The organism is Candidatus Bathyarchaeota archaeon, from assembly GCA_026014735.1.
GTDB lineage: Archaea > Thermoproteota > Bathyarchaeia > Bathyarchaeales > Bathycorpusculaceae > Bathycorpusculum.
In genome coordinates, this window is sequence record JAOZHT010000004.1 from 359,064 (window position 1) to 365,901 (window position 6,838).

Consider the following 6,838-nt stretch of genomic DNA (forward strand, 5'->3'; position numbering starts at 1 on the left):
GGTATTGCCGCGGTTGCTTTTCACCTTTTCGCCTCCACTGCAAACCGCCGCCTGAAAAGCATAAAAATGCATCAGGCAATAGGTACAGGTTAGCGTCATCTAAAGGCAACTTTAAGCGCAAATAGAGGGAAAGTCAGGTGGGCAACAAAGGGACTCTTAAAATCATAGCCTTATGCATAGCCTGTTTGCTTGTTGGCGTCGCCATCGGCATCTACATCACTGTGCCGCCTAACGCGCCGGACTACGTTATCAGCCAACAGGGCCGCTTGGTGGTTGCCGAAAACTCCCTGGGCATCGTAGCCTTCAGCGGCGCAGACGCCTCCCAAGTCATAAACGACGCCACCCACAGCGGCAACTCCGTTTACATAAAATCAGGCACCTACAACCTCACCGCTCCAATCGTGGTTTTCTCCAACAGCATCCTTATAGGCGAAGGCACCGACGACCCCGTGCTGGGCACCAGCGACTCCGCCACGCGCCTGGTCCGCAGCCCCACCCTAAATGGGTCCATCATCACCGGAGCCAACGTATACAACGTGCTTATCAAAACCCTCTCCATAGACGGCGCCCGAATAAACAGCACCATCACAAACGAGTTCTGCGACGGCGTACACTTCGACGTAATCAAACGCAGCCGCCTCGAAGGCATCGCTGTGTATGACTGCATGGGCAACGGCATCTGCCTCACAGGTTCAGGAAGCATCGAGAACCGAATCGTCTACTGCAGCGTCCGCCACAACAACATGAACGGTATTCTGCAGCAGTTGCAGTCGGATTCGTCGGTGTACTTCTGTGAAGTAGGCGGCAACGGCTACGATGGGCTACGCCTCTACACCTCAGGCAACAACCTAGTGGAGGGCTGCACAGTGTTTCTCAACAAGGGCTGCGGCATCCAACTTGCCGACGCCCAGCAGAACCGCATCTTAGGCAACCGCGTGAACACCAACTACGGCGACGGCATCCGCGTTTCCATCCGCACCGAGAGTGCCTCCGATAAGAACATCATCAGCCAAAACACCATCTACGACAACGGCTACCGAGGCAAAGGTGGCTTCTCCGGCATAGCACTCGTCGGCGGCAACACAAGCTCTGCTTTAGCGATCCATGACTGCGTAGTCTCAAATAACGAGGTCTTCAACACCAAAGACTGGGGGCAGCCGCAGAGCTTTGGCATCCGGGAATACGGCGCCAACATCGGCAACCTGCTATTGGGCAACGCATGCACAAACAACACGGCGGTAAACATCCGAACCGTCGGCGCCACCACTCAATGTGCCAGCAGCTGGAACGGAACCAGCTACATCTCCGGGTACTCGCCTGCACCTACTTCTCAAGCCATTAAAACAAAGTAGTAAAAAACATCAGAAATGATTTTTTTTAATGAGATTTCGTGGTCGTCGGGATTTGAACCGGCAGGTCATGAGGTTTTAAGAGTAACGGTTAGAGCGAAACGGATATGAAAAAGCCCATTTCATGTAATATGTTGTGGCGGGGTTTTTTGAGGATCTTCATTTTAGACAACGGCCGACTTGAGGGCGACTACAACTGGATAGTGGCAATGTCCACCGTTGGCACACTCGAAAACAAGACGCCGCCCGCAAAATGGATAAGCATACCCACCTACTGCGTACTCATCGATTCTTCTGGGGGAAAAATCCTCTATGACACAGGCTGCCACCCGGAGGCGATGCGGGGGTATTGGCCGCAGAATTTAAGGTCAATTTTCCCCTACTTCTTCACTGACCACCAGCTTCTAATCAAGCAATTAGCGCTAACGGGCACTGCGCCCCAGGACATAAAAACGGTAATTCTTTCCCATCTGCATCTGGACCACGCCGGAAACAACCACCTGTTCAGGCATGCGGATTTCTATGTTCACAAGAAAGATTACGCTTATGCAAGGCACCTTGTTGATTCAAGCCCTGATCCAAACGAGCATGGAGCATACGTTAAAGCAGACCTCGAAATCCCATCGGATAAGCTTCGCCTCGTTGACGGCGACATGCGTATGTCGGATGGCATTGAGCTGGTTTCGCTGCCGGGGCACACACCGGGAATTCTGGGTTTGGTGGCGCATCTGAAGAACGAAGGCACGCTGATTTTTCCCTCAGACGCCCTCTATACCCAAGAGAACTATGGTCCACCCACCAAGATGTCGGGGATAGTGTACGATAGCGTCGCATTCAAGGAGTCAATAGAGAAAATCAGGGACTTACAGAAGAAATTTGACGCGAAAATCATGTTTTCCCATGATCTGCCCATCTTTAAAACCTTCAAAGTAGCGCCAGAATACTACAGTTAACTGGTTTAGAGACTGATGGGTGCCGTCGGCGGGATTTGGAATTGGGCTCATTAACTTGGAGGCCAAAGTCTAAGCAGGGTTTTTCTCCCGATAGTTGAGAAATAGCGAAGTTATGGCAGCTTCTATTGATTGCGATGCCTCAGTGTCAGAATAACCATCAAACCCTTCTCAAGGGGGGCATTAACCAAGTAATCTCTCTCAATGAGCACTGCTGCTTTAGACTAACGTTAATTCAAGTTTTCCGCAGGGCCCCATGACTAACTTGCCGCTGGACTTTTAGGGACCCGCTTTTTGGATTTCCTAAAAACCAGTAAACCCAATATCAAAAGAATTAGTCCCACAGGTATCAGCACAAACGGGAGCCAGCCATAGAGGGGTATTCTGGAGCCTAACTGTATTTCGGCTTTAATGCCGCTTGAGCCATCCGCGTTCATGATGACAAGCATGCTCATTTTGTCCCCTTCATTGTTTGGGTCACAGTACAGTGTAGTTGAACTTGAGGTGGTAGCAGTGTTAAGCCAGAGGGGCTCTTGAGGAGGCACCAGAGGAGGGCTGTTCTGGTTGACTACATGTAGTTTTGAAATGTTTAATGCTGCATAGTAGGCTCTGGCGGTGTAGCCCCATCCTGACTCAGGCGTGGCATACTGGTAGTTTCCTGTGTACGCATTAACCGTGCTTGCGGCGCCCCAACCAGCAAAAACCGATTGGTTAGGTTCAATTGAGGTAACTATCCACTTTAGTCTAGCTTCACTCACTGGGGAACCGACCCACAATAGGAAAGCACTTGCGGGGGTATCTATGGTGTAGTTTTCGCTCAGTGCATAGCCTTCAAAATCGTTACCAGCGTTAAGATAGAGTATAGCCGCTCCAGCAACTAACGCCATTAAAGATAGCGCTAGCAGCAAAAGGCTACAAACAAGCATAAGCCATTTTTTACGTGGTTTACTGTGTGAAACCTCATTAGCAGTCAAGTAACCTTCCCCTTAGTTATGGCTAAGCTGCTTGGTTGCAATAAAAGCTTTTCCAAGCAACTTAAGCGCAATATCGGGTTGTCTGGTTTATTACATATTTTTCACTATTAGATGATGGCAGGAACTGCCTATACTCATCATCTCCTGGTGGCTTTGCTGAAGGCTGCTTTTTGGATTCAGCGAGTGGTTTGAGTTCCATGTTGGTTGTGGCAGTATCCTCAAGCAGATCGTCTGCGTGTACCTCTGATCTTTGTTGCTCCACCGAGACCTCCCTCCCCTTATAAAAAGCTAAAATGACGTGGTGCGGTCGCCGGGATTTGAACCCGGGATCATTAGCTTGGAAGGCTAAAGTCCTAAACCAGACTAGACGACGGCCGCCCATGTTTGCTGATTAAGGCTGTCATTGGGTTTTTGCCCACTAATACTTAACCAGTAGTCAGATTGATGTTTTGAGGTTTTAATAAATCTTTCAGGAAATATGCGTCATCTGTTTTATCTCAGTTGGTTATGGGGGTTGTATGCTTGTGTTTGGGCCTCCGCTTCTTCTTTCAAGAAACGGCAATCTGCCCAGTTTCCTGCTTTGCCTCCAACTGCTGTTATCAGTCTTAATGCTTAAGTCATGTTAGTGGTGACATATTTCGTAATTGGAAATATGCCTTTTAAGCGAAAACGCACACATCTATTCTTGTAAGAAAGGAGCACCACAATAACACACGGGATAGCCACAAAGTTAAGCGGATCTGGCTGTTAGCAGAAAAGAAGGCGAACCACACCACTACTTTTACGCCCCTTATCTGCCAACACAAGGCTACATCCGCTTACCCAAACATTCTACCCTTCTGGCAAAAAACCTACCTCTTTGCCAAGACATATGGCGCCTTCTGATTAAATGCTATTCAGCAGCTTATCAGGCAAGGTATGCTTATTCTGAGAAGTACTCCTTTGCTAATTCAATATGCCGTTCAATGTCTGCCTTTTCATAAGACAGCATAGCAGTATGCGCCAAGCACCAATCATAATACTTTTTGAGAGAATCAAAGAGCTCCAAAGCAAGTGCATCTTCCATTGGATGTTTCCACCACTTCCAATAAGTTCCAGACATAGGGGTTTCCTTATTTGGCGCAAAAGAGCGAACCGATTCGTGCAAGGCTACACCGAAAGGCGCAGCTTTTCTTTCTATTTGAAATGCTTGAGTCAACGGAGCGCCAAAAAACACTTGATTAATATGTTTAGAATTTTCTCGAAGTTCGTTAGCGCATGCTAATGTTTCTTTTCCGGTAATGACGGGTCCATATGCTAGCCCGCTTCTTATCATGAATTTATGAAGGGCGGTCGGTTCAAGTATGAATGTAATTGCAAGGGCTGCGTTGACTTTATTGATGAAATTCAAAATAGATTTTTGTGAAGATGCACAGGCGTATATTCCGTCAATTACGGGAAATAACTGAATGGATGTATCGTGGGCGTGCAAGGAGGCTAGATGCAGTTTCATCAGAAAGTGAGCCGACATGTTTAGAGATCGCAGCATCACACTTTGAGAACCCATCACGTCGATCCAGCAAACATATTTGTTTATTGGTGGAAGCATTTTTTCGTGGGCAAATAGCGGTTGTTCATCTTTGCGTTGCTCAGCAATCGAGGGCAGGGCAGGTGTGCTAACAGTTTTGTGACTCATAAAATCACATTTCATAGAGGTGTACATGTATTTAGGGTTTCTATTGATTCATTGCCTTTTGTAACAGTTACCATTTGGGTTCAAGACCCAACTGTCCCTGTTTATGTAGGGTTAAGCGTTTTAAAAGGCAAGTATGTCTGAATATTCTTACCTATTTATCAAGTGACCACACGGTTTCTTTCTTTTCTTGAACATTTTGCTTGTTCCCCTGATGTAGTCGGCTTGTATTGGACTCGATCTTTTAACGGTTGATACCTCGCGCTTATCGTAGGGGGTTTGGACTCATGGACCTTGGTTTTTACTTTTTCCACATGGCTTCCGGCCAAAAACCAAATCATGTATATTAACTACATCTTCCAAACTTAGAGAGGTACGGGGATCGCCTTCATAATTTAAACCTTATCGGGTTTTTTGATTTTGGTGCTCCGTAAATACTGGAGTCAAAATGAGCATAATTCAAAATAGTATAAATAAAGAAGCCCCAAAGACGGCTCAGCGCTTAACTGAAAAATGCCCTGAATGTGCAAGCAAAAACCTCGTTCATGACTACGATAGCGGCGAAACGATCTGCGGCGACTGCGGCCTTGTTTTGTACGAACAGATGCTGGATAAGGGGCCCGAATGGCGGGCTTTCACTCAACAAGAAAAAGCCTCAAGAAGCCGCGTCGGTATGCCAACATCCTATTCCATTCATGATAAAGGCTTATCTACAACAATCAGTCAAGTTGACAGAGATGCATTCGGGAGAAAACTGCCATTATCCACAAGAATACAGATGTGGCGTCTTAGAAAGTGGCAAATACGCAGTCGAGTGCACTCATCCATCGACCGTAACCTTGCTCAAGCCATGAGCGAACTTGATCGTTTATCGGGTAAAGTTTCCGTCTCACCGTCCATCAAAGAAAAAGCCGCTCTTGTCTACAGAAAAGCACTCGACAAAGGCTTAGTTCGGGGAAGATCTATATCCGCCATCGCTGCTGCCTCTTTGTATGCTGCTTGTCGCCAAAGCGGAACCCCCCGAACCCTTCGCGAAATCGCTGAATCAAGTCTTGTTGATAGGAAAGATGTTGCGCGATGTTATAGATTGCTTCTTCATGAGCTTGACTTTCACATGCCTATCTCTGACCCGTTATCTTATATTTCGAAAATTGCAGAAAAGAATGGAGTATCGGGGAAAACACAGGGCGCAGCCATTCAAATTCTAAGGGATGCAAGACGAAATCGAGTTTCATCAGGAAAAGATCCAATGGGCATGGCTTCAGCTGCAATTTACATAGCTTGTCTGCAGAATAACGAGAAGATAACACAAAAAGATATTGCGGAAGCGGCTGGAGTCACAGAAGTTACAGTTAGAAACAGGTACAAAGCACTAAAGAGGCAGCTAAGTCTTGAAGTACCCGAAAGAGCTCATTTTTAGCTCTCTCTGCTTTCCATGATTTTCTCAACCTGTAGCCTAATCGCAAGTTTCCCTTAGACTTGATGCTCACAAAAGATTCCGCAAAAAACTAGTTGAGGTAGCTTGTTGTAGAAGAGAAAGAACAATCATTTAATGAAAGAAATATAGAAAGACAGAAATCCATCGCCTGTTATACATTACCGAGAAGATTTTGTGACTAAAGGCAGATTTTTTGATTCACCAAATTGTGGGAGCTGCATCTACAAAGGAAGCAGTTACTGTTGGGGTCAATGTTCCCTTAACATCTGGAAAAAAGACAGAGAATATTAGTGTTCTTTTCTGGCAGTCCAAATGGGAGACAGCCTAGATTTAATTTCATTATTCTTCACCCATGCCGCCGGGCATTCCACCGCCTGATCCACCCCTGGGCGCTTTGGCGGTTATAATGTCGTCTACGCGTAGGATCATGGCTGCTGATTCCGCTGCTGATTTGA

At 46.8% G+C, this 6,838-nt stretch carries 6 protein-coding genes and 1 tRNA gene; 3 read left to right on the plus strand and 4 right to left on the minus strand.

The window, feature by feature from the left end:
- The first annotated feature begins 137 nt into the window (after positions 1 to 137).
- Both NWE93_14475 and NWE93_14480 read left to right on the plus strand, forming a co-directional pair.
- Complete coding sequence (locus NWE93_14475; GenBank protein MCW4001435.1) at positions 138 to 1,352, plus strand: right-handed parallel beta-helix repeat-containing protein; 1,215 nt, start codon at positions 138 to 140, stop codon at positions 1,350 to 1,352.
- 146 nt (positions 1,353 to 1,498) lie between these two features.
- Positions 1,499 to 2,302 carry an N-acyl homoserine lactonase family protein gene (locus NWE93_14480; protein ID MCW4001436.1) on the plus strand — a complete coding sequence of 268 codons (804 nt, stop codon included), beginning with the start codon at positions 1,499 to 1,501 and terminating at the stop codon, positions 2,300 to 2,302.
- Positions 2,303 to 2,559: 257 nt separating this feature from the next.
- On the opposite strand, the gene NWE93_14485 is transcribed toward NWE93_14480, so the two are convergent.
- The 4 genes from NWE93_14485 to NWE93_14500 form a co-directional block, all read right to left on the minus strand.
- Complete coding sequence (locus tag NWE93_14485; GenBank protein MCW4001437.1) at positions 2,560 to 3,186, minus strand: hypothetical protein; 627 nt, start codon at positions 3,184 to 3,186, stop codon at positions 2,560 to 2,562.
- Positions 3,187 to 3,334: 148 nt separating this feature from the next.
- The gene (locus tag NWE93_14490; GenBank protein ID MCW4001438.1) at positions 3,335 to 3,535 is read right to left on the minus strand and encodes a hypothetical protein; all 201 of its coding nucleotides are present in this window, start codon (positions 3,533 to 3,535) and stop codon (positions 3,335 to 3,337) included.
- A 37-nt stretch (positions 3,536 to 3,572) separates the two neighbouring features.
- Positions 3,573 to 3,651 (minus strand) — tRNA-Gly (locus tag NWE93_14495).
- Between the two features lie 544 nt (positions 3,652 to 4,195).
- Positions 4,196 to 4,948 (minus strand): hypothetical protein, encoded by a 753-nt coding sequence (locus tag NWE93_14500; protein MCW4001439.1) that lies wholly within the window; start codon positions 4,946 to 4,948, stop codon positions 4,196 to 4,198.
- A 445-nt stretch (positions 4,949 to 5,393) separates the two neighbouring features.
- Between NWE93_14500 and NWE93_14505 the strand changes: the two genes are divergently transcribed.
- Complete coding sequence (locus NWE93_14505) at positions 5,394 to 6,365, plus strand: transcription initiation factor IIB (protein ID MCW4001440.1); 972 nt, start codon at positions 5,394 to 5,396, stop codon at positions 6,363 to 6,365.
- Positions 6,366 to 6,838 lie beyond the last annotated feature (473 nt).